A 26,457-nucleotide genomic window follows, 5' to 3' on the forward strand; every position below is an offset into this window, starting at 1 on the left:
GCAGGAGTGAGCCTCAGGAGAAAAGCAATGACCGACCAGCCCAAGGACCAGTCCAAGGACCAATCCAAGTCCGACCAGCCGAAGTCCGAATCCGGCTTCCAATATTCCCTCAGCAATCTGAAGCCCGTGACCCCCGCCGCCAAAGTTACCCTCACCTTCCCGGACGGCGCCCAGCGTCAATACGACCAGAGCATCACCGGCCTCGATATCGCCAAGGGCATCTCGCCGTCGCTGGCCAAACGCACGGTCGCGATGGCGCTCGACGGCGTGGTCGCCGATCTCAACGATCCCATCGAGGCCGACGCCAAGCTCGAGCTGATCAGCCGCGACGATCCGCGCGCGCTCGAATTGATCCGCCACGACTGCGCGCACGTGCTCGCCGAAGCCGTGCAGACGCTGTGGCCGGGCACGCAAGTCACCATCGGTCCCGTGATCGAGAACGGCTTCTATTACGACTTCTTCCGCAACGAGCCGTTCACGCCGGAAGACTTTGCCGCGATCGAGAAGAAGATGCGCGAGATCATCGCGCGCGACAAACCTTTCACCAAGGAAGTCTGGGACCGCGAGAAGACCAAGCAGGTGTTCCGCGACAAGGGCGAGGCCTTCAAGGTCGAGCTGGTCGACGCCATTCCCGGCACCGAGCCGATCAAGATCTACTACCAGGGCGACTGGTTCGATCTGTGCCGCGGCCCGCACATGACTTCGACCGGCAAGGTCGGTAACGCCTTCAAGCTGATGAAGGTGGCCGGCGCCTATTGGCGCGGCGACAGCAACAACCCGATGCTGACGCGCATCTACGGCACGGCCTTCGCCAAGCAGGAGGACCTCGACGCTTACCTCAAGCAGATCGAGGAAGCCGAGAAGCGCGACCATCGCAAGCTCGGGCGTGAGCTCGACCTCTTCCACTTCCAGGAGGAAGGTCCGGGCGTCGTGTTCTGGCACCCGAAGGGCTGGACCATCTTCCAGCAGCTGATCGCCTATATGCGCCGGCGCCTGACCGGCGATTACAGCGAGGTCAACGCGCCGCAGATCCTCGACAAGGTGCTGTGGGAGACCTCGGGCCATTGGGGCTGGTATCGCGAGAACATGTTCGCGGCGCAGTCGGCCGGCGACGAGGCCGAGGACAAGCGCTGGTTTGCGCTCAAGCCGATGAACTGCCCGGGGCACGTGCAGATCTTCAAGCACGGCCTGAAGAGCTACCGCGACCTGCCCTTGCGCCTCGCCGAGTTCGGCGTGGTGCACCGCTATGAGCCCTCCGGCGCCATGCACGGCCTGATGCGCGTGCGCGGCTTCACCCAGGACGACGCGCACATCTTCTGCACCGAGGACCAGCTCGCCGAAGAGTGCCTGAAGATCAACGAGCTTATCCTGTCGACCTATGCGGACTTTGGCTTCACCGGCGATCTCACCGTGAAGCTGTCCACCCGGCCGGACAAGCGCGTCGGCACCGACGAGATGTGGGATCACGCCGAACGCGTGATGGCGACGGTGCTGCGCGAGATCCAGTCGCAGAACAATCACATCAAGACCGAGATCAATCCGGGCGAAGGAGCCTTCTACGGGCCGAAGTTCGAATATGTGCTGCGCGACGCCATCGGCCGCGACTGGCAGTGCGGCACCACGCAGGTCGACTTCAATCTGCCGGAGCGGTTCGGTGCGTTCTACATCGACCATGACGGCGGCAAGAAACCGCCTGTCATGGTGCACCGCGCGATCTGCGGCTCGATGGAGCGCTATATCGGCATCCTGATCGAGCACTATGCCGGCAACTTCCCGCTCTGGCTGTCGCCGGTGCAGGCCGTGGTCACGACCATCACCTCGGAAGGCGACGAATACGCCAAGGTGGTGATGGAGCAGGCGCGGCGCGCCGGCCTTCGGGTCGAGATCGACCTGCGCAACGAAAAGATCAACTACAAGGTCCGCGAGCATTCGCTGGCCAAGATCCCGGCGCTGCTCGTGGTCGGCAAGAAGGAGGCCGAGACGCATTCGGTGTCCGTCCGCCGCCTCGGCAGCGACGGCCAGAAGGTGCTGACGACCGAGGAGGCGATCGCCGCCCTGGTCGACGAGGCGACCCCGCCGGACGTCAAGCGGGCGCGGGGCGCGGTCTGATTCCTGAAATCGATCTAAACTCGCTTCCGGTTGCGGGCGTGCATGCTTATCTCGGCATGGCACGCCCGCCGGCCAGTTGAAGAGGATATCGCAGTGCCCGACGCCATCGAACTCCTGAAGACCCGCCGCTCGGTCAAGCCGCGCGAGATGACCGGACCCGGCCCTTCGGCGGCCGAGCTCGAGACCATCCTCACCATCGGCGCCCGCGTGCCCGACCATGGCAAGCTGGCGCCCTGGCGCTTCATCATTTTCGAGGGCGACGCCCGCCAGCGCGCCGGCGAGGTGATCGCGAAGGTCTTTGCCCGCAAGAATCCTGGCGCGCCCGCCGCCGACGTCGAGATCGAGCGCAAGCGCCTCACCGATGCGCCGCTGGTGATCGGCATCGTCAGCTTCACGAGGCCGCATCCGAAGGTGCCGGCGTTCGAGCAGGAATTGTCGGCGGGAGCCAGCGCCATGAACATCGTCACGGCCGCAACCGCGCTCGGCTACGGCGCCTGCTGGCTGACCGGCTGGTTCTCGTTCGATCGCGACGTGCTCGATGGCCTCGGCCTCAAGCCTGACGAAAAGCTCGCCGGCTTCATCCACGTGGGCACGCCGACCAAGCCGAGCGAAGACCGTCCGCGACCGTTCCTTTCGGAAATCGTGACGCGTTTTTAATCGAACGCTTGTTGACGCCTCCAGCGTCTTGCGGCTTTGATCCCGCCGAGGGAGGAAGCCGGGATGAAGCGTCGTGATTTTCTGGTCGGGGCTGCGCTGCTGGCCGGCACGATGGCGCGAAGCCGGGCTGCCGACATCCCCGCCCCGTCGCCGGACGGGCTCGACCGCATCACGGCGTATTTCAACGACGAGGTCGGAAGCGGCCGCCTGCCGGGCGCCGTGATCCTGGTGCAGCAGCACGGCAAGCCGGTCTACCAGAAGACCTTTGGCGTGCGCGACGTCAGGACGGGCCTTGCGATGACGCCCGATACGATCTTCGCGATCCACTCGATGACCAAGCCGATCACCTGCCTCGGCGCGATGATGCTGATCGACGAGGGCAAGCTTGCGCTCACTGACCCCGTGTCGAAATATGTTCCCCTGTTTGCCGACACCAAGGTCGGCCTCGAGGTCACCCTGCCCGATGGCAAGCTGGAGCTCGACCTCGTGCCGCCGGTCCGCCCCGTCAACATCGAGGATTTGCTGCGGCACACCTCGGGCATCAGCTACGACTATATCGGCGGCAAATGGGTCGAGCAGGCCTACAAGGCCGCCAACATCTTCGAAGGCCAATTCAACAACAGGGAATTCGCCGACCGCATCGCAAAACTGCCGCTGGCGCGGCAGCCGGGAACGCTGTGGCGCTACGGCCATTCCACCGACGTGCTGGGCAGCGTCATCGAGATCATCTCGGGCCAGACGCTGTACCAGTTCCTGAAACAGCGCATCTTCGATCCGCTCGGCATGACCAGCACCAAATTCGCGCTGGCGACCGAGGACGAGCTCGCGCGGATGGCGCGGCCGCTGCCGAACGATTTCATCCTGCTCGCCGCCGAGCGCGATCGCCTCGACCATCCCGAATGGCAATCGGGCGGCGGCGGCCTGCTCTCGACCATCACGGACTATCAGCGCTTCTCGCAGATGCTGCTCAATGGCGGCGAGTTCGAGGGCAAGCGTTACCTGAGCCCGGCCGCGTTCAAGGCGATGACGACCGATCATATCGGGCCCGGCTCCGGCGTCGGACGCGACTATTTCTATTTTCCGGGCGACGGCTTCGGTTATGGCTATGGCCTTGCGGTGCGGACCGATCCGGGCAACGCCAAACCGCCGCCGCCGGGCTCGCTCGGCGAGTTGAAATGGGACTCAGGGAGCGGCACCTATTTCGGCGTCGATCCCAAGCTCGACATGCTCTACCTCATGATGCAGCAGACCCAGAACGAGCGCAGCCGCATCACGCCCGCCTTCAAGGCGCTGGTCTACGACTGCTACCCCGAGGGGCTACGCCGCCCGTGAGGCGCGCTGACCGAAATCGACGAGCAGCTTTGCGATCTCGGCCGCAGGCCGCGCCGCGCTGAACAGAAAGCCCTGCACCTCGTTGCAGCCTTCGGCGCGCAGCCAGTCGAGCTGATCCTCGGTCTCGACGCCCTCCGCAGTCGTGGTGATGTTGAGGCTGCGGCCGAGCCCCGAGATCGCGCGCACGATCGCGCTGCAATCGGGCCGCTGCGCCAGATCCTTGACGAAGGAGCGGTCGATCTTGATCTTGTCGAAGGGAAAGCTCCTGAGATAGCTGAGGCTGGAATAGCCGGTGCCGAAATCGTCCATGGAGATGCCGACGCCGAGCTCGCGCAATTGATGCAGGATCGCGAGATTGGCATCGGTCTCGGCCAGGAAGATCGACTCGGTGATCTCGAGCTCGAGCCGTCGCGGCGACAGGCCGGATTGCGCCAGCGCCGAGATCACGATTTGAACCAGGTTGCGGCTGCGGAACTGCACCGGCGACAGATTCACCGCGACCTTGACGTCAGACGGCCATTTCACCGCTTCGCGACAGGCTTCGCGCAGCACCCACTCCCCGAGCTGGGTGATGAGGCCGATGTCCTCGGCAACCGGGATGAACTCCGCCGGCGAGATCATGCCCTTGTCCGGATGACGCCAGCGCAGCAGCGACTCGAAGCCGGAGATGCGATCGGAGGCGATCGACACCAGCGGCTGGTAGTGCAGCTCGAACTCGGCATTGGCGAACGCACGGCGCAGATCGAGCTCCATGTCGCGGCGCTTCTGCGCCTGCAGGTCCATCTCGCGCTCGAAGAAATGGTGCACGCCGCCGCCGTCGGACTTCGCCCGGTACAGCGCCATGTCGGCATTGCGCATCAACTCCTCCGGCGTCGTACCGTCGCCCGGCGACAGCGCGATGCCGATGCTGGCGCCGATCACCATCTCCTGACCGTCGAGGTCATAGGGCGCCTTCAGCATGTCGATCAGCAGGCCAGCGCAGGCGCTGGCCTCGTTCGGCGAGATGTCGGCCGCGAGGATCACCGCGAATTCGTCGCCGCCGAGCCGGGCCGCCAGATTGGGGCCGCGGACAGCAAGGGTCAGGCGTTCGGCGACTTCCTTGAGCAGGCGGTCGCCCGCGGGATGCCCGAAGGAATCGTTGATGTTCTTGAACAGGTCGAGATCGATATAGAGCACGCCGACCCGTTTTCCGGCCGCCTGCTCCAGCGCCTGCTTCAGGCGCTCCTGGAAATATTCGCGGTTCGGCAGGTCGGTGAGTCCGTCATGGTGGGCCATGTGCGCGATGCGCGCCTCGGCCTTGCGCCGTTCGGTGATGTCGACCACCGCGACCAGATAGCCGTCGCGGTCGTCGAAGGCGACGCGGCGGCCGAAGGTGAGCACTTCGATCTCGCTGCCGTCGGCGCGCAGATGCCGCCAGTTGCGCGAGGAATGGTAGGCATCGCCGACGCGCTCCAGCGCCTCGGCGTGGCTGTCCCACTCGTCCTCCGGCCAGATCTCGTGCAGCTTCATGCGCAGGAAGGTGGCGCGGCTGTAGCCGTAATGCTGGACCGCGGCGTCGTTGACGCCGAGGAACTCCTTGGTCTCAGCGTCGAACACCCACATCGGCATCGGGTTGTTGTCGAACAGCAGGCGGAACGAGGCGTCGCGCCGCTTCAATGCGGTGACATCGGAGATCGTCAGCGAGACCACGTCGGCGAAGGCCGTGGCGCTGAGGCGGAGGTGGCGACCCTCGCTCTCGATCTCGAGCTGCTCGCCGCGGCCGCCCGCGACGGCCTTGAGCAGAAAGCCCATGATCTCGGGCGAGGCCAGCAGCGTGTTGCCCTCGCCGATCCGCCGCCACAACAGACCTCCGCTCGCGACCTTCAGCAGCGCGCTTGCGCTGTTGTTGTGGTGCACGACCTGGAGATCGGACGGCTTGCCGCCGGCGTCGCGCAACGTCGCCAGCGAGATCACCGCATCGTCGGTCGAGGCGAAGATCGCGTCCAGCAGATTGTACTGCGTGCCGCGCTCGTTGATGTAAGCGCCGACCAGCGTGGCGCCCCAGCGCGAGGCCGTCGGCAGCGCCAGCACATCATAGGTCCGCACCATGCCGTCGCGCACGCAATGCGCGCTGGCCTGGTAAGGCCGTCCATTGGCAAGCGCGCTCGTCGCCGCTTCCGACAGCGCGGTGGCGCAATCCGGCGACAATTCGGCGACGGGAATGTCCCAGCGCTCTTCGCCGAGCCATTTCTGCACGTAGCGCCCGCTGCGCGACAGCTCGAGCGTGCCGTCGTTTCTCAACAGCGCGATGTGATCGGCGAGCCGTCCGAGACTGCCGAGCATCACGTCCTCATAGCGCGGCAGCCGATCGCCCGGCTTCAACGCTGCACGCCATTTGCGCTGAAGCACCGGGATGTCATCGAACATTTCGGCGGCCGGTTTTCCCGACACTTTCTTCGCGGCATTCATGGCAGTCCCCAACGCACTTTCCCGGCGCATCCAATGCAGGTGCGCTTAACGACGTGTAAAAGGGCCGCAGGCGCGGGTTCCATTCGGCGATTATGACAGTTTTAAATCAGGTGTTGGTTAGTGGGCGTTAGAGACTATGACGGTCGTGCGAAGGCGATACTCTCGTGTCCCGGACGCGCTGCAGCGTTCTTACGCTGCTGCGCAGAGCCGGGACCCAGCAGGCCGCGGCACTCGCTGATGCATGGGCCCCGGCTCTGCAGCGCATCACTCCGTGCTGCGCAGCGTCCGGGGCACGAGAGCGTTGATAAATGACTGACATGGGATCGCATCCTCGCAGCGCATTTCGCCCGAGCTTTGCTTGATCGCTTCACCCTCAATTGAAAGAGGGCGCAGGGAAGACCGGGCGCCGGCTGGCACCCGCGGTCCACTGTGCGAATCCTGCGTAACAAGAAGCTGCACAGCGGCATACAGGTGTAGCCAGGACATCCCGGCCTTCCCTGCGCAGTGGCTTTACGGCTTATGTCGTGCTCTCCCCGGGGAGCGTTGCACTATTGCCCCCGTCGCCTTGCGGATGGCTGATGCGCCTGCCCGGTCGGGCAACCCACATCACCGCAACGCTTGACGCACAGACCCCGGGCGTCAGGACCACACGATTTTGCCGTACGCCGATCACACCGGTCGTGTGCGCGACGGTTCTGCTCACGGCTCTCCGCCCTGCAAAACCCTTCGCGCCGATGCCATCGGCGTCCACCGCCGCCCGGCCCGCGTTCGTGACGATCGCGATACGCCCCTCTTCCTTGGGCCGGGTTGCCGCGACACATACGTGATTTCCGAATTTCGGTAAAGTGGAATATTTTCGGCGGCGTGCGTTGACCGACCAATTGGGTGTTTTGCCCGTCGGGCAACGCAAGGTCTGGTAGCCCGGATGGAGCGCAGCGTAATCCGGGAATCTATCCGAGCGGAAAGAGCGCCCCGGATTACGCTTTCGCTCCATCCGGGCTACGAAGCATCAGCCCGCCAGCTTCTCGATCACGATATCGAGCAGCGCGCGCAGACGGGCGAGGCGCCTGAGATCGCGGTGATAACCGACATACGTATCGCGGCCCGGCGGCGGCGTGCCGATGTCGAGCGCGACGAGGCGGCGATCGCGATCGCCGAGGGGACGCGGCAGCACGGCAAAGCCGCCGCCGCAGGCGCAAAGCTCGGCCTGCACCTGCCTGTTGTTGCTGCGCGAGGCGACGGCTGCATTCGGCAGCGCGCGCTTCAGCCAGACCGCGTCCGGCATGTCGGCGAACTCGGCATTCATCGTCACGACGCGGACAGCGCTGCCGTCGCCGGCGCGCGGCGGCTTGCTGCCCTTCTTGCCATAGAGCGCGTAGGGAATGTGCAGCAGCTTTCTGGAGATCACCTCGGGCTCGCTGAACGGCTTGATGCGGAAGACGAGATCGGCTTCGCGCCGCGGCAGACTGTAGAGCCGCGCATCGGTCAGCAGCTCCACCGTCACCTTGGGGTGACGCTTGCCGAACGCGGCGATCACGGGCGACAGCATCACCGTCCCGAACCAGTCCGACGACGACAGGCGGAGCAGGCCGTCGAGCTGCGTCTCCGCACCGGACACATGGCGCTCCAGCGCGAGCGCCTCGTCCTCGATCCGCTCGGCATGGCGGAGCACGGCGGCCCCCTCGTCGGTCAGCACCAGGCCATCTGCCGTGCGCTGGAACAGGGTCTGTCCCAACGATGTCTCGAGCGCGCGAAGCCGCCGGCCCATCGTCGGCTGGGTCTGGCCGATTTTTCGTGCGGCAGCGCCGAGCGTGCCTTCGCGCGCAATTGCCAGGAAGACGCGCAGATCGCTCCAGTCCATCAGGATTCCCGCCATACAGAAATGTATGATGATCGTACAACCTTGTTCCTTCTCATGCAAAATTTCATGGGCATATTGAGCCGATCACGGAGCAAGACGATCATGACGAGACAATCGACAATGCGCGCAAATGTCCTGGAGACCCACAACGCTCCCTTGCGCCACTCAACCATCTCCACGCCCGAGATCGGCCCGCGCGAGGTCCTGGTGCGGGTGCGCGCGAGCGGGGTCAATCCGCTCGACACCAAGATCCAGGCCGGCGCCGCGGCGCATGCGCGCCACCCGTTGCCGGCAATTCTCGGCATCGATCTCGCCGGCGTGGTCGACAAGACCGGGCGCGAGGTGACGCGGTTCAGGCCGGGCGACGAAGTCTACGGCATGACCGGCGGTGTCGGCGGCGTACAGGGATCGCTGGCCGAATTCGCCGCGGTCGATGCCGATCTGCTGGCATTGAAGCCTGCCAATCTCAGCATGCGGGAAGCCGCCGCCCTGCCGCTGATCGTCATCACCGCCTGGGAAGGTCTGATCGACCGGGCGGGCCTGAAGGCAGGCCAGAAGGTATTGATTCATGGCGGTGCGGGCGGCGTCGGTCATGTCGCGATCCAGATCGCGCGCGCCTTCGGCGCGGAGGTGTTCGCAACCGGCTCGCGGCCGCAGCGCGCCACCATCGAAGGTTTCGGCGGCGTGTTCATCGACCGCGACAGTCCGGTCGACGCCTACGTGACGCAGCACACGGGCGGCCGCGGCTTCGACATCGTCTACGACACCGTCGGCGGCAAGGTGCTCGACGCCTCCTTCCTAGCGGTGCGCCGCTTCGGCCATGTGGTGAGCGCGCTCGGCTGGGGCACCCATGCACTTGCGCCGCTGTCGTTCCGGGCAGCCACCTATTCAGGCGTGTTCACGCTGCTGCCGCTGCTGTCGGGCGAAGGCCGCGCGCATCACGGAGAGATCATGGCGGAGGCCACGCGCCTCGCCGAGGCCGGCAAGCTCATGCCGCTGCTCGACTACAGGCGCTTTACCCTGGAAAACGTCGACGAGGCCTATGCGCTGATCAGAGACCGCGCCGTCAAGGGCAAGCTGGTCGTCGATATCTGAGGCGGAGCTTGCAGCCCGGGTGGAGCTGTGCCCGCCGCTAATCCTCGCTGGACGCGGCGGAGCGCTTGCGCAAGTACGCCTGCGACAACAGGAAGAACAACGCGCGCTCGCCATGATATTTGGCGGACGGCCGGGTGCGCTCGAAGCCATCGGCAAATATCTTGCCGGACTGGTCGCACACCTGCCATCGCCAGCCAAACCGCTTGCGCCTGGTGAGGATCACTTCGAACATGCCGACGAGCTTGGTCCCCTGCCCTTGCCGGTCTCGCAGACGCTCAAGCCTGCTCCGGCCTCCCCCGTTAGACGGATGCCCGACATATAACGCAGCGGAGTGGAAAGAGAATAAAATTGATGATCGGAAATGCGTATCTTGCACCGTTGTGATGAACGCGCGACGCTTCCGGAATAAGCCGATGGTACCGGTGTTTCATCGCTGCTCTAACGCACCTTGGTAGCGCTGGCAGAGGTATTCAAACCGGTACACAGGCGTGAAAGTCCGGTAAGCGAATGCTCACCGGACTTTCGCCGCAGATATCAGCGGCCGACGCGCGCCTGCAGATGCGCAGGATAGCGATCGCCCTGCACCGTGACCTTGGCCAGTACGCCGGCAATGGCAGCGCGATCCGCCTCCGACAGCCTCACCGCCGCCGCGCCGAGGTTCTCTTCGAGCCGGTGCAGCTTGGTGGTGCCGGGAATCGGCACGATCCACGGCTTCTGTGCGAGCAGCCAGGCCAGCGCGATCTGCGCCGGCGTCACCTTCTTCGCCGCAGCGATCTCGCCGAGCAGATCGACCAACGCCTGATTGGATTTTCGTGCGCTGGATGAGAAGCGCGGTACGATGTTGCGGAAATCGCTACTGTCGAACGTCGTGCTCTCGGTAATGGCGCCGGTCAGAAAGCCCTTGCCGAGCGGACTGAAGGGCACGAAGCCGATGCCGAGCTCTTCCAGCGTCGGCAGGATCTCCTGCTCGGGCTCGCGCCACCACAGCGAATATTCGCTTTGCAATGCGGTCACGGGCTGCACCGCATGGGCGCGGCGGATGGTCTTCGCGCCCGCCTCCGACAGGCCGAAATGCAGCACCTTGCCGGCCTGGATCAACTCCTTCACCGCGCCCGCGGTGTCTTCGACCGGCACGTCGGGATCGACGCGGTGCTGGTAGAACAGGTCGATGCGGTCGGTCTTGAGCCGCTTCAAGGCGGCCTCCGCCACCGCCTTGACGTTGGCGGGCCGGCTGTCGAGCCCGGCTTCGACCTTGCCGCCCTTAAAGCCGAACTTGGTGGCAATCACCACCTTGTCGCGGAATGGCTGGAGCGCCTCGCCCAGCAGCTCCTCATTGACGAAGGGGCCGTAAGCCTCGGCGGTGTCGAACAACGTCACGCCACGCTCGAATGCAGTCCTGATCAGCGCGATCGCCTGCGACGCTTCGGTCGCAGGGCCATAACCATAGCTCAGTCCCATGCAGCCGAGGCCGAGGGCCGAGACCTCGAGGCCGCTCTTGCCAAGTTTTCGTGTCTGCATCTGAAGCTCTCCTTTGAGAAATCACGTTCACGGGCAAATCTAGGCGGCGCGCCGGCATGCGATTAGGTGATAAAAGCGGCATGTACTCATGATACGGACTCATGAATGGCCCGAGCCAATGTCAACGACCTCCTCGCCTTCCTCGCCGTCGCGCGCGAGCGCAGTTTTACCCGTGCGGCAGCCCAGCTCGGGGTGTCGCAGTCGGCGCTCAGCCACACGGTGCGCAGCCTGGAGGAGCGGCTTGGCCTGCGGCTGCTCACCCGCACCACCCGCAGCGTCGCGCCGACGGAGGCCGGCGAGCGCCTGCTGCGCAATGTCGGACCGCGCTTTGCGGAGATCGATGCGGAGCTGTCGGCATTGACCGCGCTGCGCGAGACACCGGCCGGCACCGTCCGCATCACCACCGGCGAGCATGCCGCGCAGACGGTTCTCTGGCCGGCGCTCGCAACGCTGCTGCCGCGCTATCCCGACATCAAAGTCGAGCTCGTCGTCGACTACGGCCTCACCGACATCGTCACCGAGCGCTACGACGCCGGCGTGCGTCTCGGCGAGCAGGTCGCCAAGGACATGATCGCGGTGCGGATCGGGCCGGAGATGCGCATGGCCGTGGTCGGCGCGCCCGCCTATTTCGCCACGCGGCCAAAGCCGAAGCAGCCGCAGGATCTCACCGAGCACAATTGCATCAACCTCCGCCTGCCGACCTATGGCGGGATCTATGCCTGGGAGTTCGAGAAGCGCGGCCGCGCCGTGAAGGTGCGCGTCGACGGCCAGCTCGTGTTCAACACCGGCTTGCTCCGGATGAATGCCGTGCTGGCAGGGCTTGGGCTTGCCTATATCCCCGAAGACCTCGTCAAGCGCGAGATCGCCGACGGACGGCTGATCCGCGTGCTCGCCGACTGGTGCGCGCCGTTCGCGGGCTATCACCTGTATTACCCGAGCCGGCGGCAGCCGACGCCGGCGTTCGCGGTGCTGGTGGAGGCGCTGCGGTATCGGAAGTGAGGGGGCCGTTTGTGGGCTTGGCCCGCTCTCGTGCCCCGGACGCGGCGCAGCGCTCCTTCAGCGGTGCGCTGCTGAGCCGGGGCCCATCCATCGAGATAAGCGTTTGCGGCCTTCTGGTCCCGGCTCTGCGGAGCGGCATTGCATGCCGCGCCGCGTCCGGGACACCAGATCAGCGCGCGACGACCTCCACCTCGCCGTCGACGCCGTTGACGACGTTGAAGCCGCGCTCGTAGACCTTGCCCTCGTTCTTGGCGATGGCGCGGTATTCGCCTTCGGAGAGCACGACGCGCGGGAAGGCGCCGATCGATTCCTTGATGACGTCGCCGCCCGGGGTCAGCACCGACCAGGCGGTGTTGGCGAGCGCCTCGCCGCCCCTGTCGCTGACCAGCTTGAGCGTGATCACGGCTGCGCGGTGGGTGATGGTGACGTCGGTGAGCTTGCTGGCCTGGACGCGGATGTCGGAGCGCACCACCGAATTGGCGTCGCCATAGTTGGAGATGATGTAGTAGGTGCCCTCCGGCAGCAGCACGACGTCGCCGGCGGCGACGTTCGGCACCAGCGAGGCGCGCTCGCCGGATTCGAACTGGCTGCCCTTGTAGATCGCGAACGAGATTTGGTTCTGCGGAATGCGGCTGGTGCCGACCCGGCCCTCGATCCGCAGCCCCCCGGCCGGCAGCACGAAGGATTCGCGGTCGGTCTCGGCCTTCAGGCTGACGGTGCGCACCGCGCTGACGAGGCCGAAGGCGACGTGCACGACGTAATTGCCCGGCGGCAGCACGATGTTGGGCGTGGCGCTGCGGTCCTCGCGGATCAGCTTGAAGGTGCCGTTCTCGTCGGGACGGTCGGCAAACACGCGCCAGACCAGGCCGCTGGTGATCGCCGGAGAATCCTTGCCGTATTTCGCGGTCAGCGACAGCACGCCCTGTCCGGGCACGGCCGCATTGAGCGGGGCGGCCGGCGGCACGGTCGTGACCGCGGGCGGCGGCATGCTGGGGGTCGTCGGCTGCATCAGGGTCGGCGGCAGGCTCGGGGGGCCGGCGCCAGGCCCGGAGGGCGGCGCCAGGCTGACGGCGCCGCCGGGGTCGGGCACCGAAGCCGGCGGGACCGGCGGCGGACGATCGGAGAAAAGCTGCGCCTGCGCAGCGTTTTGGCCCGAGGTAACGAAGCACGCGGCAAGGATCAGCGCCGGCAGCAGCCTGCCGCTGCGCCGCCATCCGATGATGCCGTCACCCCCGCGTGTCATACCCCCTGCTTTTCACCGAAAACGCGGCAAATTCAAGCCTCTGAAACCCCAGGAAATACGGGCCCCGTCCGATTGATGGAACCCGGTTGACGCTTGCGTGATTAGTCCAGCGGCAGCCAGCCCTCGCCACACTACTGCCCCCTGCTTCCCCGAACGGTATAAACCATGCTTGGCCCTCGCTCTGGTGCGGCGGAAGTCCGGTGCCTACTCTGGTGTCGAGGGCTGGCCCGGGTAGGAGAGTTTCGGTGCTTGATATCTTGAAGGGTCGTGGTGCGAACGGCTCGAACGGTGAGAAGATTGGCCTTGGCCCCACCCGCCGGCCGGTCATCGGCCTCGCCCTCGGTGGCGGCGCGGCGCGCGGCTTTGCCCATATCGGAATCCTGAGGACCCTGATCGCCAACGGCGTCGTTCCCGACGTCGTGGTCGGCACGTCCATCGGCGCCGTGGTCGGCGGCCTCCATGCGGCCGGCCGGCTCGAGACGTTCGAAGAGTGGGGGCGCAGCCTGCAAGGGATGCGCAACATCCTCGGCTATCTCGACATCCGCCTCAACGGCTCCGGCCTGCTCGGCGGCGAGAAGCTGGCGACCCGGCTCGAGAACGCGGTCGGACAGACCCTGGTCGAGGACCTGCCGGTCAAGTTCGCGAGCGTTGCGACCGAAGTCCGCACCGGCCACGAGATCTGGCTGACGCGCGGCCGCCTGGTCGATGCGATGCGTGCGTCCTACGCCCTGCCCGGCATCTTCGCGCCCGTGCTGATCGGCGATCGCTGGCTGGTCGACGGCGCGCTGGTGAACCCGGTGCCGGTCTCAGCCGCCCGCGCGCTCGGCGCCGAAATCGTCATCGCCGCAAATCTTTCCAGCGACATCTTCACCCATTCCACGACGATCTATTCGCACGGCGCGATGCCCGCGCCGGTCGCAGCCGAGCCGGAGGAGACGACCGCCAAGCGGCGCTTTCCGCGCTTCTTCTCACCCGAGAGAACCATGAAGCGCGAGTTCTTCGGCAGCGCCGGGCGCCCGGGCATCTCCTCGGTGATGGTCGACGCCTTCAACATCATGCAGGACCGCATCACCCGCGCCCGCCTCGCCGGCGATCCGCCGGATCTCTTGATCTCGCCACGGGTCGGCCAGTTCGGCTGGTTCGACTTCCATCGTTCCGAGGACCTGATCGCCCATGGCGCGCGCGCCGCCGAACGCGCGCTGGAGTCGATCCGCGAGGCGATCGAAGTGCTGGCGCCGGCTCCCGCGGGCCACGCGCCCAAGGCGGAAGAATAAGGCGGACGAACAAGGCAGACGCGTAAGCGGACGCGTCAGGCCGTCTTGATGTAGTCGCGCAGGGCTTCCTGCTCGGTCTCGTATTCGCGGACACGCCATTTGACGATGTCGCCGATCGAGATCAGGCCCACCACCTTGCCATTGTCGATCACTGGCAGATGGCGGAACTTGCCTGTCGTCATTATCTCCATGAGCTCGGCGACCGTGTCGGCCTCCTTGCAGCTCACGACCTTGCGGGTCATGACCTGGCTCACTGGTTCCTCCAGCACGGACGCGCCGCGCTCGCCGAGCACGCGGACGATGTCGCGCTCCGACAGGATGCCTTCGAGCCGGCTCTGGTTCATCACCAGCACCGCGCCGATCTTCTTCTCGCCGAGCAGCTTGATGGCGGCGGCCAGCTTCGCGTCGGGCTCGACGCTCATGATCTGGTGGCCCTTGGTGTTGAGAATGGAACGTACCGTCATTGTTGCCTCCCTGAATCGGACCCGTCCGCCTTTGGCGGTCCGGACTTGTTCTTCGAGTCTTCAACTAACAGTTTTGGCGCCGGTTGCAGGCTCAGGCGCTTTGCGAAGCATCGCCGCTAGCGGCTTGCAGCTCCGGAACATTCTTCCGGTAAATGATGGATGAATTCGGGCCGCGCCGCAAGCGCCGCTTCAAATACGGTCTGAAACGTCCTGTGATGACGCATCCGCAGCATCGTTTCGCACGCGCGGCACGGGATCGAACAGCGCGAACAGCAGCAGGCCGGCGAAGAAGCCGCCGATATGCGCCTGCCAGGCCACGCTCGTGGTCTCGGAATCGATGCCGATCGCACCGACGCCGAAGATGATGTTGACGCCGAACCACACCGCGAGGAAGCCGACCACCCGCCCGTCGCGCAGCGCGCGCGACAGCGGCAGCGCCGGAACTCTCGCTGCGGTATCGGCGTCCGACCGGTTGAACGACAGGAAGCTGCCGCGGACGAAGGCGAAGCGGATCGCGGCTGCCATCGCGCCCGACACCGAGGCCGAGGCGCCGATCATCGGCGCCACCGCATGCTCATGGGTGACGAGATGGGCGAGCGCGCCGGCCGCCGCCGTCACCGCCAGAAACAGGAAGAACCTGACCGCGCCGAAGCGCCGCGCCAGCGCGCTGCCGAACGGCAGCAGCCACAGCACGTTGAAGCCGAGATGGGTCAGGTTGGCGTGCAGCAGCGAATAGGTGACGAAGGTCCAGACCTTGGCGCCGGCCCCGCCCGGGATCTGCAGATTGAGCAGCGAGGAATCGTAGCGCTTGGGGATGAAGCCGAAGACGTCGATGGTCCAGTTCTCGAGCTCCGGCGGCAGCAGCACCCGCAGATGGATCACCGCCAGCAGGACGATATAGGCGGTCAGCGCCACCGGCAGCGTCAGGACCGGCTCGCGCGGAGCCTCCTCATGGGCGGCCGGCAGGCCGGGCTGAGAATCCTGCGGCGGAGAATCGTGCGGAGAATCCAAGGCAGCTTCGCTTTCAGGCGCGATCGGAGCGATCCGTTTGGAGATAGTCGCCTTTGCCGGCCTTGCGCAAGTGCACAAAAGGAAATCGTGAAACGGCGTCTCATTTCGATGTCGGACGCGACGCTGGGCCCCGGCTCAGCAGTGCAGCGCTGAAGGAGCGCCGCACTGCGTCCGGGGCACGAACCAGCCCAGCCCGTGTCCCGGACAAGGCGCGGCACGAAGTGACGCGCCGCAGAGCCGGGACCCAGATTGGCGGCAAGCTCGAACCATGCAATTTTAGATAGTTTTTACTTTCTGGTTCACGCCCATGCCAACCGCATTCTTCGTCTACATCCTCGCAAGCCAGCGAAACGGCACATTGTGCGTCGGCGTCACCAACGACCTCGCGCGCCGTATGGCCGCACACAAGGCGAAGCGCGTGCCCCGGTTTACGAAGCAATACGGGGTCACGTTGCTGGTCTATTTCGAGAGCTACGAGTCCATCCTCGAAGCGAGAGCGCGCGAGCATTCGCTGAAGCGATGGCGGCGCGCCTGGAAGCTCAAGCTGATCGAAGACCTCAATCCGGACTGGCGCGACCTGACGGAAGACCTGAACTCGCTGGCAAACTGACTGGGTCCCGGCTCTGCGCAGCAGCGCTATGCGCTGCAGCGCGTCCGGGACACGGAACGCTAGTGTCCCGGACAAGGCGCGGCACGAAGGGACGCGCCGCAGAGCCGGGATCCAGCTCTTCGTCGGTTGAGCTCGGGACATGGGCCCCCGGCTCCGGGGCACGAGAGCCGGCGGCTGAAAAAGGAAAAGGCAGGGCCCTGGGAAGCCCTGCCTGTCCGTGTCGGCCTTCCGGTGCCAGAGGAATGAAGGTGTATCCCCACCCCTCCCCGCGGCCCGTGACCAAACTGTTTGACGCCCTGTGTACAGGCCCCGCCGAGAACCTGGATGAAAGCGGCGAGGCTTGCGACTGCGATCACCATAGCAGCGCCGCGCGAGGTGCAAAGGCCATAGTTAATTTAACGTTAATGACGCAAAGGTGGCCTTAACGGAGGCGAAAACGCCCTCCCGGCATGGACGCTGCAAATCCCCTCCTGCACAACATCACAAGGGATCGCGGGTGCACTGAAGCGGGACAAGTTTGTCCCTTCGAGGTTGCACCCCGGGATAAGCGTTCAGACATGAAACATCCGTCGAGCCGCGCGTTCTTCGCGTATTGGGACAAGAAGCGCGGCGCCGCACGGGCCCCTGACAGGGCCGACATCGATCCGGCCGCCGTCCGCGGCCTGCTCGGCGACATTTTTGTCCTCTCCTGCGAGCCAAATCTCGGCTTTCCCTTCCGCGTCGCGGGAACGCGCGTCTGCGCACTCGCGGGATTTGACCTCAAGGACCAGAGCTTTGCGGCGCTGTTCACCGAAGCCTGCCGCGGCGAGATCGAGGAGATCACCACGATCGTCGCCGACGAGGCGTTAGGTGCGATCGCCGGCGTCACGGCCGCGCGCGAGGACGGCAGCAAGGCCTATCTCGAGCTGCTGCTGCTGCCCTTCAACGCCCGCCCGCACACGCCGGTGAGCGTGACGGGCGTGCTCGCGCCGTTCGACGACGAATGCGGCGCGCTTTCAACCTTCACCCTCACCTCCTGGCGCTATCTGCACCAGCCGGAGAAGCTGTTGCCGCGCGCGATCCGCAAATTGCAGATCGCACGCGGGCTGATGGTCTATGAGGGGCTGAGATAGTCGCCAGCTCTCACGGCATCGCCAGATGCCAGGCGCCGTTCAGAAAACCATCGCCGGTGACGTCGCCGGGCTTCTGGTCCTTGGCGAAGGTGTAGAGCGGCTTGCCCTTGTAGGCCCACTGCTTCGAGCCGTCGTCGCGGGTGATGATGGTGTAGCCGTCGCTGCCGGCGTCATTCGCCTCGGCCTTCAGCACCGGCCAGTTCGTCGCACATGGACCGTTGCAGGCCGACTTGCCGTCCGCATCCTTGTCGAAGGTGTAGAGCGTCATGCCCTTGGCGTCGGTGAGCACGTTGCCCTTGTCGGTCTTGCCCGTCTTGGTCGGCGGTGCGGCGAAGGCGGCGGGAACGATCGCGAGCGACAGTGCCAGCGAGAGCGCGAGGCGGATCGGGGACGTCATGATTTCTCCTGTCATGCAATTGGCTTGCATGGGTAGGACGCCGCGCGCGGCGTCGTATTCCTGAAACGGCGGCAAAGATATTTTTCGCTGCGCGCGCCGCCGCGGCGGAATAAACTGGACCGACCGAGACGGAACGACGGAAAGACATGAGCAAGCCGCATTGGCGCCCCGCGCACGCATCCGACCTGCCCGCGATCAGCGCGATCGCGGCGCAAATTCATCCTGCTCTTCCTGAGAGCCCCGAGGTGCTCGCGGAGAAGATGCGGCTCTATCCCGACGGATGCCGCGTGCTGGTCGCGGGCGACGAGATCGCCGGCTACGGTCTCGCGCATCCCTGGAAGCGGCACCGGATTCCGCCGCTCGACGGCTTGCTCGAACGACTGCCTGACGGCGCCGATTGCCTCTACGTGCACGACGTTGCGGTCCTGCCCGACTTTCGCGGCGGCGTCGTGCGCCCCTATGTTGCCGATGTCGAGCAGCTGGCGCGTGCGTCAGGCATCGCAACGCTCGCGCTGGTCTCGGTCTATGCCACGCAGCCGCTGTGGCAACGTCTCGGCTTTCGGCCCGTCACGGCGGACGCGGCACTGCGCGCAAAACTCGCATCCTATGGCGAAGGCGCCACGTACATGCTGCGCGACCTTACCGCGATGTAATGTCCCGCCCCGGGCCGGCTCACGCGGGCGTGAAGCCGCGCCCTCGAACCCGCTCAAGTGGCGCTCCGTCGAAGGTGTGTGCGAGCCGTTCCGGTCTCGCCGAACCGAGGCTGGAGAAGATCCATGAAACTCACATTGTCGAAGATTGCTTTGATTGCAGGGGTTGCGACGGCCGCGTTCGTCGCGACCGGTGCCAATGCGGCGCAACACCGAAGCTATGGTTGCGAATTCGCCTTTTTCGAAGGCTGTGGCATCGTGTTCGAGCAGCCGAACCCCGGCCGCTCCCGCAGCAGCGTCATTCCCGTCCACGATACCTCGCCGACCTACATGAAGCAGACCGACCCGCGCTACAGCTCGTCGATGCGCGATGCCGGCGGCGGCGGTGGTGGTGGCGGAGGCGGTGGTGGTGGCGGCGGCGGTGGCCGCTGAGCTCACACCCGACTTTTCAGATGATGTCGCCGGTGCAACCCGGCGGCATCATTGTCGTCTGCGCTGAATGGTGCCGGTTCAGCCGCGATTCTTTTTCTTCTTCGGCTTCTTTCCAGGCGCGCCCTTCGCCTGCCACGGCGTGACCGACGGCTCTGCGTGACCCGGCTTGTTCTTGTGCTTCTTCTTGCCGAAAGACGGAGCATCGTCGAATTTCGGCCCGCGCTCGCCTTGAGGCTTGCTGCGCGGCTTGAAGTCACTCTTGTCGCGCGGACGATCGTCGCGACGTTCACGATGATCGCTGTCGCGGCTCTCGCGCCGGGGCGTGTGTGACCGCTCCTCCGCAGGCGCCTGTTGCTGCGGCGCGCCCGCCATCGGCTCGAGGCGGATATTGTCTTCCTTGTCCGGACGCTTAATCTTGACCGCGAAGGACTCCGCGACCCGCTCGGAGATTTCGAACTCGGTCGTGGTGTCCATGATCTTGATGGCGCCGATATCGCCCTTGTCGATGCCGCCGCGACGGCAAATCATCGGCAGCAGCCAGCGCGCTTCCGCATTCTTGCGTCGCCCGATGTTGGCGCGGAACCAGACGGTGGCCTCTCCCATGCCGTGACGCGGCGAGGATTTGCCTGATTTCGATCGCGGCCCCGCAGGGCGATCATCGCCGCGTGAGGTGCGGCCATCGTCGCGCGGCGTGCGAACATTGTCGCGACCGCGATCGTCACGCGGCCGGCCAGCCCGCTCGCCGGGATCGAGGATGTCCTCCGGCGACGGCAGCCGCGCGCGATAAAGCCGCGCCAGCGCGGCGGCGATATCCTCGGCCGACCGCTCGGCCAGCAGCGCCTGGGCCAGCACGAGGTCGTCCGCCGTGGTCTCCTCGGTGAACAACACGTCCTTCATGCGGTCATGATCGAGCTTGCGGATTTCGTCCGCCTGCGGCGCCGTGCCCCAGTCGGCGTCGACCCCCGCGAGATTGAGCAGCAGCTCAGCGCGCCGCCGGCGGGCGGGCGGCACCAGCAGGACGCTGGTCCCCTTACGTCCGGCGCGCCCGGTTCGGCCCGAGCGGTGCTGCATCACCTCGGCGTCGTTGGGCAGGTCGGCATGAATGACGAGGTCGAGGCTCGGCAGGTCGATGCCGCGGGCGGCAACGTCGGTGGCGACGCAAACGCGCGCGCGGCCGTCACGCAGCGACTGCAACGCCATGGTCCGTTCGTTCTGCGTCAATTCACCCGACAGAGCGACCACGGAGAAGCCGCGCTCCAGCAGCGCCGCCTGCAAATGCCTGACGTGATCGCGCGTGCTGCAAAACACCAGCGCGCTCGGCGCCTCGTAGAAGCGCAGCACGTTGACGACCGCATGCTCGGCATCGGCGGGCGCGATCCGGATGGCGCGGTACTCGATGTCGGCGTGACCGCCTTCGTCACCGGCCACTTCGATCCGAAACGCCTGCTGCTGATATTGCTTGGCGAGCGCGACGATGCCGCGCGGGAACGTCGCCGAGAACAGCAGGGTGCGGCGCGTCTCCGGGGTGGTCTTGAGGATGAATTCCATGTCCTCGCGAAAACCGAGATTGAGCATCTCGTCGGCCTCGTCGAGGACGACGACCTTCAATTCCGAGATGTCGAGGCGGTTACGCCGCAGATGATCGCACAACCGGCCGGGCGTACCGACGACGATGTGGGCGCCAGCCGCAAGCTCGCGCTGCTCGCGGCGCGGATCCATGCCGCCGACGCAGGAGACGACCCGCGCCTCCGCATGCTGATAGATCCAGGAGAGTTCGCGCTGAACCTGCATCGCGAGCTCGCGGGTCGGCGCCACGATCAGGGCGAGCGGAGCGGCCGCCCGCTCGAACCGCTCGGCATCGCCGAGCAGATCCTTGGCCATGGCGAGGCCATAAGCGAGGGTCTTGCCGGAGCCGGTCTGGGCCGAAACCAAGAGGTCGCGGCCGGCGGCTTCGTCCGCGAGCACGGCGAGCTGAACGGGGGTCGGTGAAGCATAGTTCCGCTCGGCCAAAGCGCGGGCGAGCGGCGGGGTCAGGGCCGGAAAAGACACGGGATGGAGAACCTTGGTTAATTCAGGCGCGCAAACGGTGAGCCGAGGGGCCTGAGCTCGCGTGCGCGGCAAACGGCCCGGCCGCACGCTGGATTTGATCTGGGTGCTCTTTACGCCAAGAGTTCGGAAATCACCATGCCAATGATGCATGGCTTCGCGAAAAGAGCCGCGCCTCAGAGGTTGCAGCGGATTTTTGCGGCCACCTTGATTAACATCGGCGCAACGGGGTCTGGCGGCAAGGCAAATGGGCCGAGATCGAACCGAGTTAGAGGGGGAGCGCAACGATGCGATTGGCCGTCATTTCCGACATCCACGGCAACCTTGCTGCGTTGGAGGCCGTGCTGGCCGACATCAAGGCGCGCGGCGTTGATCGCACCGTGAACCTCGGCGATTGCGTCACCAGCCCTTTGTGGCCGAAAGAGACTTTCGAGGCCCTGCAATCGCTGGCGTTGCCGACCGTGCGCGGAAACCATGACCGCTGGATCGAGGAGTTTCCGGACGACAAACTCTCGCCGGCAGGCCTGTTTGCGCGTCGCGCATTGACTGCGGAGCAACGGCGCGCGCTCCATGGCCTGCCCTCGCAAATTCGTCTCGACGACGGGATCCTCGCCTGCCACGGCACGCCCGACAACGATACGGCGTGCCTGCTGGAGGAATCGCTCGATGACGGCCGCTTTGTGCCGGCACGCCGCGAGGTGCTGGCGACGCGCCTCGCAAGCGAGCCGACGGCGCGCGTGGTGCTGTGCGGCCATAGCCACCGCCAGGCCGCGGTTCAGGGACCGGGCGACTGCCTGGTTCTCAATCCGGGAAGCGTTGGTTGCCCCGTCTTCGCGGACATTCCGTTTGCCGCAAACCTGGAGCACCGCTCGCCTCACGCCCGCTATGCGATCCTCACGAAGAAAAAGAGGGGCTGGCAGGTCGAGCTGCTGGCCCTCGAATATGATTGGGACGCCGCATCGGCGCGTGCGCTCGCCAACAACCCCCCCGAATGGGCGCAGGCGATGTTGACCGGATGCGTCACATAGCCGACCGCGGCGAGATCTCAGATCGCATCGGTACGGCAGGATCGACCGGTCAACGAGGACGGTCTTGTCGCGCCCGCCCCGCGATCCCAAATCGTGCCTCACGAGAGAGCAACGGAGAAAACATGACAGGTAGCATATCGCTGACCGACAAGCTCGCGACCTTTGAGGATCATTGGTCGCCGCGCACGGTCACGACCTTCAACGATTGCGACGTGATGGTGGTGAAGGTGAAGGGCGAGTTCACCTGGCACAAGCACGAGGACACTGACGATTTCTTTCTGGTCCTGAAAGGCAATCTGGACATCGAATTGCGGGATCGCACGGTGACGCTTGGTCCCGGCGAGCTCTATGTCGTGCCCAAAGGTGTCGAGCATCGCCCGGTGGCACGTGAGGAGGTTCATCTCCTGCTCATCGAGCCGACCGGCACACCGAACACGGGCGACAAGGCCACCGCCGCGGCGCGCAAGCTTGCATAGCGCGCAGCGCGCCTGCGCGGTCTAATCCCTGGAGGCCGCCAGTCCGCTGAAGCTGCCGACCAGCCTGGCTCTCACGCGCGCAACAGCGTCCTTGGCCGCACGGGCCAGCGCCCGGATGGCGCGCCAGGCTTCGGTCGCCTGCAGCCACGCCTTCGCCCCGGCGTATTTTCCGTAAGCCCAGGCAAACGCGCGAATTCGCATCAGCTTGTCGCGTGTGAGATGAAACAAGCGCTCGACCAGCACCAGCTTGAGCAATTCGCCGACAATGAACGTTACCGCGCCGCTCAGGAACTGACCGGTTGCGGTGAGATAAGCAGCGACCGGCTTGACCGGCTCCAGAACGATGACGGGCACGGAGAACAGAGCGAGCGACGCATAAGGCGACAGCGATCTGATCCAGGCGCGCAAACGCCTGAATTCGAAATGACGCCCGATCCAGCGCGCGATCGGCCGCGCCACGGCCATGAAGACAGCATCCACCACGAAGTAGATGGCAGCCAGCACGTAAGTGACGGGTTTCAGGATTCGCTTCACGATCGCTCTCATGGGAACTGAAAGCCGCAACCTGGACCTAAGTTTCACCTCGGCGTGAATAAGTCGGGGATTTCCAGTGGAACTTTTCGGGCGACGGGCACGGTAACCGGGCTAAATCTCGGCATAGACCTCCAGAAGATTGCCGTCGGGATCGCGGAAGAACAGCGTGCGATGCCCGAACGACTGGTTCGTCGGCGGCGACACCAGCGCTACGCCCTGCCGCACGAGTTCGTCGGCGCATGCATCGACCTCGGCCGCGGAGACCTTGAACGCCAGCTGCAGCGAAGCGCTGCCCGGCGGCGTCGGCGCATCGGTGGCGGTCCGGCCTGGCCGCGCCAGCGCCAGTGTGTTGCTGCCGAGGCCATACTCGATCCAGTTCGGCGACAGCTCGCGCAACAGCGGAAAGGCGAGAACCTCCTCATAAAAGCGGCGCATCGCCGCCATGTCGCGCACGAAGATGACGGTGTAGTCGATCGCGCGGATGGCGTCGAAGGGGGAGCGACGAGTTGGCTCGGGTGTCTGTTCGTTGGTCATCGTGTCCTTCATTCCAAACTCCCGTCACGTGGCCCGCATGGAGCACGGCGGAATGCGGGGGCGATGGGGGCTGCTGCCGGTTTTATGGACACCAAGATTGGGTCTTTTATCAAGCTGGAGATGGGGCATGCAGAGACGGAAGTTCAGTCGAGAGTACAAGATCGAGGCGGTCAAGCTTGTCAGGGAACGAGGGGTGTCGGTGGCGCAAGCAGGCCGCGGCCTGAGCGTTCATGAGAACGTACTTCGCAAATGGGTGAAGGAGTTCGGCTCCGACCCTGTGCAGTCCTTCCCGGCCACGGGCAAATGAAGCCTGATCAATTGGAGATCGAGCGGTTGCGGCGCGAGGTCGCCAAGCTGAAGGCAGAGCGGGATATCCTAAAAAAAGGCCGCCTCCTACTTCGCGAAGGAAGCGATATAAAATTCGTCTCCATCGCGAAGCACCGGACTGTCTGGCCGGCGGCATGGCTATGGGAAGCAATGGGCGTATCCCGGTCGGGCTTTCATGCCTGGCTGAACCGATCGCCCAGCGCCAGATCCCGAAGCGACGAGGAGAGCTTCTTCTCGTCGCTGAGGAAGAACGCATCAAGTAGGTGATGTCTTCTGCAAGTACCTGAAGGACAAGCCCGAGGTTCGCCAGAACAGAGCCGATGTCCTATTCCATAACGCTTTGACGGCCGCCTTTCCCTGCAAGAAATGATGCGTACCAAGTGGCGTTAGAAAAGAGACTCCCTCGGCTTGCGGTGTCGCTTCTTGTTGGTGACGAACTGGAACATCAGAATTTGGGACGCGCGGATGAAGCGCTCTCGGGACGTACTTGCCTCTTTTGGAAATGCCATCTGGGGAGGCACGTCGTCGTGACCGACTATTCTAATTACGAGATTGACCGTAGCATTCTCCAGATTCTCGGTCAGGTCATTAATGCGCTGATTGTCAAAGCCAGCTATGAGAACGTCGTGAGCAAAGGCATTGCGAATGTTTTTGATCGTTTCCAGATCTCTTGTCGTCTCCTTGCTGCATATGCCAAGCAGATAGGCCATTCGTATCTTGGAGGAGAAACTACCAAGCGGGCCGCTGCTTCTGAACATATCCTTTAGATAGGTATCGTCCTGAACAAGACGTGCCTTCAAAGCGAGTTCGAGGTGTCTTTCAATAAAGGCGGCAGCAACGATTGCCGCCGCTCTATCCGGGCTGGCGTCTATATCATGGAGAGCCCGATCCAACTCCTCTCGTTCGTCTCCGTCCTCCGGGCTTAGGATACTCCAAATCAAACCGATCTCCCCGCATTGCACCGTCCGTGGCGGAGGCTATCAGAAGTTGCGGAACCCGGTATAGTGGCGTCCAGCCCAAGCGATCACATCGCACAGGAAAGTCCGAAGTCGGGAAACGACCAAGAGGGTATTCCCCCGGGATAGGCTGAACGGACAAGGCAACCGTGTCCAACAACGGAGCCGCGCGAAGGGTCTCAGAGGGTGCTGGGCCGTTTGTGTGGCCGCCGCCTTTGCCGAAATATCTGCATATTGAAAAGGCCCCTTAGTGGGGCCTTATCTATGGAGCTAGTCTATGGAGCTGCCATCTTGGACGATGTGGTTGTCAGAGCTGAAGAAGTTCTTGCCCGGGTTCGCTTGCCCTTGCTGGAAACCCATGTTCGCGACGCCCACGATGAGCGCCGTGACGGCGATAAAGAGTGCCATTGTCGCTTCTTCTCGTTGACTTATATCCGCCTCGCGGCCCGCGAGTATGATGGCGCAATTGCAATTAGCTGTCACTAGGATATATCCGGCGTGATTACGATGTGATTTTTAGAGCTGTACCTATGCCCATTTTCCCTTGGCTTATCTTTTGGATCTTAACTTGTGGAGGAGTTCTCACATGCCTCGCCATTGAGTTGGCGTCAATGGGCGATGATGGGCACCTTTGGAGGCTGGTAGGTTTTGCGCTGCTATGCGTGGCTCTCTGCCACATTCTGTATTGGGGATGCCGGAAATTGACCAGCGAAGCGGCGTTGCGCGCGGTTGACTACATCTACCTAAGCTTGGGATTTCTCAGCATCATAAGCGTTCTTGATCTGCAGCAAACGCTGCTAGAGCTTAAGGTCCCAAGGATACGGGCTCAGCATAAGATAGATTACTCTTCATATGTCAGGTGTATTGATGGCAAGGTGGAGATCGCGATCTTTCTGAGTCCTAAAGTGATTTGCGCGATTGAAAGTGAGGGGAGAAAACTCCTCGACGGGCCTTACAACCATGAGGATCTTGGCAGGTTACTATCTCTCGTGAGTCCGTATGTCGACCTGCCCGTCCCAGAGATATCGGTGTATCGTCGACTCTATGATCAGGTCTTGGCCTTGCACAACGATATGGAAACACAAGTATATGGCCGCATTGAATCCGATAAGTCTGCTTCTGTGCGCAGGAGACTGGCCGCCTTGTACATCATTTGCCTGGCTCTCTCAATTAGACTGGGTCGCGTTACGGCGGAGATCTGTGGTTGGAGAGTAAAGGATAAGCCGAAGGAGGCGAATGCCTAGTCCTGCTTGCCAACGCTCCCGGCCTGCTTGCGCCACCGACACCTCTCGTTCCCTGACAAGCTTGACCGTGTGCCGGTTTGATGGACACCAAGATTGGGTG

At 64.4% G+C, this 26,457-nt stretch carries 27 protein-coding genes and 1 pseudogene; 15 read left to right on the plus strand and 13 right to left on the minus strand.

Annotated features, from left to right (window positions below; all coding sequences use genetic code 11):
- Window positions 1-27 precede the first annotated feature (27 nt).
- From thrS to AABA84_RS05510, 3 genes are all read left to right on the plus strand, one after another.
- Entirely contained in the window at window positions 28-2,109 is a 2,082-nt protein-coding gene (thrS, locus tag AABA84_RS05500) for a threonine--tRNA ligase (RefSeq protein WP_338311569.1), read from the plus strand.
- A 93-nt stretch (window positions 2,110-2,202) separates the two neighbouring features.
- The gene (locus AABA84_RS05505) at window positions 2,203-2,766 is read left to right on the plus strand and encodes a nitroreductase family protein (protein WP_177237295.1); all 564 of its coding nucleotides are present in this window, start codon (window positions 2,203-2,205) and stop codon (window positions 2,764-2,766) included.
- Between the two features lie 63 nt (window positions 2,767-2,829).
- Window positions 2,830-4,098: a serine hydrolase domain-containing protein gene (locus AABA84_RS05510; protein ID WP_338311570.1), complete on the plus strand. Its 1,269-nt coding sequence runs from the start codon at window positions 2,830-2,832 to the stop codon at window positions 4,096-4,098.
- On the opposite strand, the gene AABA84_RS05515 is transcribed toward AABA84_RS05510, so the two are convergent.
- Window positions 4,084-6,546: a putative bifunctional diguanylate cyclase/phosphodiesterase gene (locus AABA84_RS05515; RefSeq protein ID WP_338311571.1), complete on the minus strand. Its 2,463-nt coding sequence runs from the start codon at window positions 6,544-6,546 to the stop codon at window positions 4,084-4,086. The two genes, AABA84_RS05510 and AABA84_RS05515, sit on opposite strands and share 15 nt — an antisense overlap.
- Window positions 6,547-7,555: 1,009 nt before the next feature.
- Complete coding sequence (locus AABA84_RS05520) at window positions 7,556-8,407, minus strand: LysR family transcriptional regulator (RefSeq protein WP_338311572.1); 852 nt, start codon at window positions 8,405-8,407, stop codon at window positions 7,556-7,558.
- 102 nt (window positions 8,408-8,509) lie between these two features.
- On the opposite strand from AABA84_RS05520, the gene AABA84_RS05525 reads away from it, so the two are divergent.
- Window positions 8,510-9,502: a zinc-dependent alcohol dehydrogenase family protein gene (locus tag AABA84_RS05525; RefSeq protein ID WP_338311573.1), complete on the plus strand. Its 993-nt coding sequence runs from the start codon at window positions 8,510-8,512 to the stop codon at window positions 9,500-9,502.
- A 37-nt stretch (window positions 9,503-9,539) separates the two neighbouring features.
- On the opposite strand, the gene AABA84_RS05530 is transcribed toward AABA84_RS05525, so the two are convergent.
- Together AABA84_RS05530 and AABA84_RS05535 are read right to left on the minus strand one after the other, a co-directional pair.
- Entirely contained in the window at window positions 9,540-9,734 is a 195-nt protein-coding gene (locus AABA84_RS05530) for a hypothetical protein (protein ID WP_212252054.1), read from the minus strand.
- 302 nt (window positions 9,735-10,036) lie between these two features.
- Window positions 10,037-11,020, minus strand: coding sequence for an aldo/keto reductase (locus AABA84_RS05535; RefSeq protein ID WP_212252056.1), 984 nt, complete (start codon window positions 11,018-11,020; stop codon window positions 10,037-10,039).
- 105 nt (window positions 11,021-11,125) lie between these two features.
- On the opposite strand from AABA84_RS05535, the gene AABA84_RS05540 reads away from it, so the two are divergent.
- Window positions 11,126-12,019 (plus strand): LysR family transcriptional regulator, encoded by an 894-nt coding sequence (locus AABA84_RS05540; protein ID WP_212252057.1) that lies wholly within the window; start codon window positions 11,126-11,128, stop codon window positions 12,017-12,019.
- Between the two features lie 169 nt (window positions 12,020-12,188).
- Here the strand turns inward: AABA84_RS05540 and AABA84_RS05545 are convergent, their stop codons facing one another.
- Window positions 12,189-13,262, minus strand: coding sequence for a hypothetical protein (locus tag AABA84_RS05545; RefSeq protein WP_212252059.1), 1,074 nt, complete (start codon window positions 13,260-13,262; stop codon window positions 12,189-12,191).
- A gap of 245 nt (window positions 13,263-13,507) precedes the next feature.
- On the opposite strand from AABA84_RS05545, the gene AABA84_RS05550 reads away from it, so the two are divergent.
- Window positions 13,508-14,536: a patatin-like phospholipase family protein gene (locus AABA84_RS05550; RefSeq protein WP_212252061.1), complete on the plus strand. Its 1,029-nt coding sequence runs from the start codon at window positions 13,508-13,510 to the stop codon at window positions 14,534-14,536.
- A 35-nt stretch (window positions 14,537-14,571) separates the two neighbouring features.
- On the opposite strand, the gene AABA84_RS05555 is transcribed toward AABA84_RS05550, so the two are convergent.
- Together AABA84_RS05555 and AABA84_RS05560 are read right to left on the minus strand one after the other, a co-directional pair.
- Window positions 14,572-15,000, minus strand: coding sequence for a CBS domain-containing protein (locus tag AABA84_RS05555; RefSeq protein ID WP_212252063.1), 429 nt, complete (start codon window positions 14,998-15,000; stop codon window positions 14,572-14,574).
- 189 nt (window positions 15,001-15,189) lie between these two features.
- A complete protein-coding gene (locus AABA84_RS05560; RefSeq protein WP_338306384.1) occupies window positions 15,190-16,011 on the minus strand; it encodes a rhomboid family intramembrane serine protease in 822 nt (273 codons plus the stop codon).
- A 307-nt stretch (window positions 16,012-16,318) separates the two neighbouring features.
- On the opposite strand from AABA84_RS05560, the gene AABA84_RS05565 reads away from it, so the two are divergent.
- Together AABA84_RS05565 and AABA84_RS05570 are read left to right on the plus strand one after the other, a co-directional pair.
- Window positions 16,319-16,621: a GIY-YIG nuclease family protein gene (locus AABA84_RS05565; RefSeq protein WP_338311574.1), complete on the plus strand. Its 303-nt coding sequence runs from the start codon at window positions 16,319-16,321 to the stop codon at window positions 16,619-16,621.
- 557 nt (window positions 16,622-17,178) lie between these two features.
- Window positions 17,179-17,733: a PAS domain-containing protein gene (locus AABA84_RS05570; protein ID WP_338311575.1), complete on the plus strand. Its 555-nt coding sequence runs from the start codon at window positions 17,179-17,181 to the stop codon at window positions 17,731-17,733.
- A gap of 10 nt (window positions 17,734-17,743) precedes the next feature.
- On the opposite strand, the gene AABA84_RS05575 is transcribed toward AABA84_RS05570, so the two are convergent.
- Complete coding sequence (locus AABA84_RS05575) at window positions 17,744-18,130, minus strand: COG4315 family predicted lipoprotein (protein WP_338306387.1); 387 nt, start codon at window positions 18,128-18,130, stop codon at window positions 17,744-17,746.
- 146 nt (window positions 18,131-18,276) lie between these two features.
- Here AABA84_RS05575 and AABA84_RS05580 point away from each other — a divergent pair, with 146 nt between their 5' ends.
- The gene (locus AABA84_RS05580) at window positions 18,277-18,783 is read left to right on the plus strand and encodes a GNAT family N-acetyltransferase (protein ID WP_338306388.1); all 507 of its coding nucleotides are present in this window, start codon (window positions 18,277-18,279) and stop codon (window positions 18,781-18,783) included.
- A gap of 123 nt (window positions 18,784-18,906) precedes the next feature.
- On the plus strand, window positions 18,907-19,212 hold the full coding sequence (locus AABA84_RS05585) for a hypothetical protein (protein ID WP_212252074.1): 306 nt from the start codon (window positions 18,907-18,909) through the stop codon (window positions 19,210-19,212).
- A 78-nt stretch (window positions 19,213-19,290) separates the two neighbouring features.
- Here the strand turns inward: AABA84_RS05585 and AABA84_RS05590 are convergent, their stop codons facing one another.
- On the minus strand, window positions 19,291-21,261 hold the full coding sequence (locus tag AABA84_RS05590) for a DEAD/DEAH box helicase (protein WP_338311576.1): 1,971 nt from the start codon (window positions 21,259-21,261) through the stop codon (window positions 19,291-19,293).
- A 284-nt stretch (window positions 21,262-21,545) separates the two neighbouring features.
- On the opposite strand from AABA84_RS05590, the gene AABA84_RS05595 reads away from it, so the two are divergent.
- Together AABA84_RS05595 and AABA84_RS05600 are read left to right on the plus strand one after the other, a co-directional pair.
- On the plus strand, window positions 21,546-22,286 hold the full coding sequence (locus AABA84_RS05595; protein ID WP_338311577.1) for a metallophosphoesterase family protein: 741 nt from the start codon (window positions 21,546-21,548) through the stop codon (window positions 22,284-22,286).
- Window positions 22,287-22,408: 122 nt separating this feature from the next.
- A complete protein-coding gene (locus AABA84_RS05600; RefSeq protein WP_338311578.1) occupies window positions 22,409-22,762 on the plus strand; it encodes a cupin domain-containing protein in 354 nt (117 codons plus the stop codon).
- A gap of 21 nt (window positions 22,763-22,783) precedes the next feature.
- Here the strand turns inward: AABA84_RS05600 and AABA84_RS05605 are convergent, their stop codons facing one another.
- Both AABA84_RS05605 and AABA84_RS05610 read right to left on the minus strand, forming a co-directional pair.
- Window positions 22,784-23,296, minus strand: a complete 513-nt coding sequence (locus AABA84_RS05605; RefSeq protein ID WP_338311579.1) for a hypothetical protein — start codon at window positions 23,294-23,296, stop codon at window positions 22,784-22,786.
- Window positions 23,297-23,407: 111 nt separating this feature from the next.
- Window positions 23,408-23,842 carry a VOC family protein gene (locus AABA84_RS05610; RefSeq protein ID WP_246550902.1) on the minus strand — a complete coding sequence of 145 codons (435 nt, stop codon included), beginning with the start codon at window positions 23,840-23,842 and terminating at the stop codon, window positions 23,408-23,410.
- A 115-nt stretch (window positions 23,843-23,957) separates the two neighbouring features.
- Between AABA84_RS05610 and AABA84_RS05615 the strand changes: the two are divergent.
- Together AABA84_RS05615 and AABA84_RS35035 are read left to right on the plus strand one after the other, a co-directional pair.
- Window positions 23,958-24,379 (plus strand): annotated as a pseudogene (locus tag AABA84_RS05615) (transposase); the annotation flags it as partial.
- A 61-nt stretch (window positions 24,380-24,440) separates the two neighbouring features.
- A complete protein-coding gene (locus AABA84_RS35035; protein WP_212252116.1) occupies window positions 24,441-24,527 on the plus strand; it encodes a hypothetical protein in 87 nt (28 codons plus the stop codon).
- 16 nt (window positions 24,528-24,543) lie between these two features.
- On the opposite strand, the gene AABA84_RS05620 is transcribed toward AABA84_RS35035, so the two are convergent.
- Together AABA84_RS05620 and AABA84_RS05625 are read right to left on the minus strand one after the other, a co-directional pair.
- A complete protein-coding gene (locus AABA84_RS05620) occupies window positions 24,544-25,098 on the minus strand; it encodes an MltR family transcriptional regulator (RefSeq protein ID WP_338311580.1) in 555 nt (184 codons plus the stop codon).
- Window positions 25,099-25,383: 285 nt separating this feature from the next.
- Window positions 25,384-25,521, minus strand: a complete 138-nt coding sequence (locus AABA84_RS05625) for a hypothetical protein (protein WP_212252086.1) — start codon at window positions 25,519-25,521, stop codon at window positions 25,384-25,386.
- 293 nt (window positions 25,522-25,814) lie between these two features.
- On the opposite strand from AABA84_RS05625, the gene AABA84_RS05630 reads away from it, so the two are divergent.
- A complete protein-coding gene (locus AABA84_RS05630; protein WP_212252087.1) occupies window positions 25,815-26,357 on the plus strand; it encodes a hypothetical protein in 543 nt (180 codons plus the stop codon).
- The last annotated feature ends 100 nt before the right edge of the window (window positions 26,358-26,457 follow it).

The organism is Bradyrhizobium sp. TM239 (genome assembly GCF_036247985.1).
Classification (GTDB): Bacteria; Pseudomonadota; Alphaproteobacteria; order Rhizobiales; family Xanthobacteraceae; genus Bradyrhizobium; species Bradyrhizobium ottawaense.

Coding starts and splice junctions, on each gene's coding strand:
- AABA84_RS05565 (WP_338311574.1), top strand. CDS start 16,319: ATGCCAACCGCATTCTTCGTCTACATCCTCGCAAGCCAGCGAAACGGC.
- AABA84_RS05530 (WP_212252054.1), bottom strand. CDS start 9,734: ATGTTCGAAGTGATCCTCACCAGGCGCAAGCGGTTTGGCTGGCGATGG.
- AABA84_RS05545 (WP_212252059.1), bottom strand. CDS start 13,262: ATGACACGCGGGGGTGACGGCATCATCGGATGGCGGCGCAGCGGCAGG.
- AABA84_RS05510 (WP_338311570.1), top strand. CDS start 2,830: ATGAAGCGTCGTGATTTTCTGGTCGGGGCTGCGCTGCTGGCCGGCACG.
- AABA84_RS05570 (WP_338311575.1), top strand. CDS start 17,179: ATGAAACATCCGTCGAGCCGCGCGTTCTTCGCGTATTGGGACAAGAAG.
- AABA84_RS05625 (WP_212252086.1), bottom strand. CDS start 25,521: ATGGCACTCTTTATCGCCGTCACGGCGCTCATCGTGGGCGTCGCGAAC.
- AABA84_RS05580 (WP_338306388.1), top strand. CDS start 18,277: ATGAGCAAGCCGCATTGGCGCCCCGCGCACGCATCCGACCTGCCCGCG.
- AABA84_RS05535 (WP_212252056.1), bottom strand. CDS start 11,020: ATGCAGACACGAAAACTTGGCAAGAGCGGCCTCGAGGTCTCGGCCCTC.
- AABA84_RS05585 (WP_212252074.1), top strand. CDS start 18,907: ATGAAACTCACATTGTCGAAGATTGCTTTGATTGCAGGGGTTGCGACG.
- AABA84_RS05515 (WP_338311571.1), bottom strand. CDS start 6,546: ATGAATGCCGCGAAGAAAGTGTCGGGAAAACCGGCCGCCGAAATGTTC.
- AABA84_RS05525 (WP_338311573.1), top strand. CDS start 8,510: ATGACGAGACAATCGACAATGCGCGCAAATGTCCTGGAGACCCACAAC.
- AABA84_RS05555 (WP_212252063.1), bottom strand. CDS start 15,000: ATGACGGTACGTTCCATTCTCAACACCAAGGGCCACCAGATCATGAGC.
- AABA84_RS05520 (WP_338311572.1), bottom strand. CDS start 8,407: ATGGACTGGAGCGATCTGCGCGTCTTCCTGGCAATTGCGCGCGAAGGC.
- AABA84_RS05575 (WP_338306387.1), bottom strand. CDS start 18,130: ATGACGTCCCCGATCCGCCTCGCGCTCTCGCTGGCACTGTCGCTCGCG.
- AABA84_RS05540 (WP_212252057.1), top strand. CDS start 11,126: ATGGCCCGAGCCAATGTCAACGACCTCCTCGCCTTCCTCGCCGTCGCG.
- AABA84_RS05610 (WP_246550902.1), bottom strand. CDS start 23,842: ATGAAGGACACGATGACCAACGAACAGACACCCGAGCCAACTCGTCGC.
- AABA84_RS05600 (WP_338311578.1), top strand. CDS start 22,409: ATGACAGGTAGCATATCGCTGACCGACAAGCTCGCGACCTTTGAGGAT.
- thrS (WP_338311569.1), top strand. CDS start 28: ATGACCGACCAGCCCAAGGACCAGTCCAAGGACCAATCCAAGTCCGAC.
- AABA84_RS05595 (WP_338311577.1), top strand. CDS start 21,546: ATGCGATTGGCCGTCATTTCCGACATCCACGGCAACCTTGCTGCGTTG.